Source organism: Rhodococcus sp. 852002-51564_SCH6189132-a, assembly GCF_001665495.1.
Taxonomy (GTDB): domain Bacteria; phylum Actinomycetota; class Actinomycetes; order Mycobacteriales; family Mycobacteriaceae; genus Rhodococcus; species Rhodococcus pyridinivorans.
This window is the reverse complement of sequence record NZ_LZMJ01000041.1, coordinates 1-523: the sequence shown is the minus strand read 5'-3', so window position 1 is coordinate 523 and position 523 is coordinate 1. Positions and strand designations below refer to the sequence as shown.

The following is a 523-nucleotide window of genomic DNA, read 5'->3' as shown; positions in this document are numbered from 1 at the left end:
ATCGGCAACGCATCGAGCAGTTGGGGACCGAGCAGTACCCCGGCAAGCAGACCGAGTAGGGGTTCGGACAACGGCAGGCGTCGCATCGTCGAGGAAATCGCTGCCACGACCACGCCGAGCGCGCCGACCACGGCGAGAACGACATCGATGTGCATGACCGTCGCATTCCCGGATCGACCTCTGGCAATCCTGCACGGCTCAACGAGCGGGCTCGTGCGCGGATCGCGGACCCAGATCGGGACGGTCAGTAGTCGTAGTCACCGCCGGTGGCGCCGGAGTGATGTCCCAGCCGTCGCAGATGAGTGCGCCGGCTCAGGCGGATCACAGGCCGGGCGAGAAAATCGAGCGAGCCGAGCAAGAACAGCCAGGTGCCGGCGGTCTGGGTGGAGTCGAAGAAGAACAACACGCTGCCGACGGTGAAGAACACCGCGATCAGGACGTCGTTGACGATCGAGGCTGTCTCGTACCGGTTGTCGATCACGACCTGCTCCCGGCCGACGGACAGTCGCAGCGACGGATCTGT

1 protein-coding gene is annotated in these 523 nt (G+C 64.8%); it reads right to left on the bottom strand.

Going from position 1 to position 523, the window contains the following annotated elements:
- Window positions 1–244: 244 nt before the first annotated feature.
- A partial coding sequence (locus A5767_RS10455) for a YrhK family protein (protein WP_231913165.1) occupies window positions 245–523 on the bottom strand: 279 nt, incomplete at its 5' end.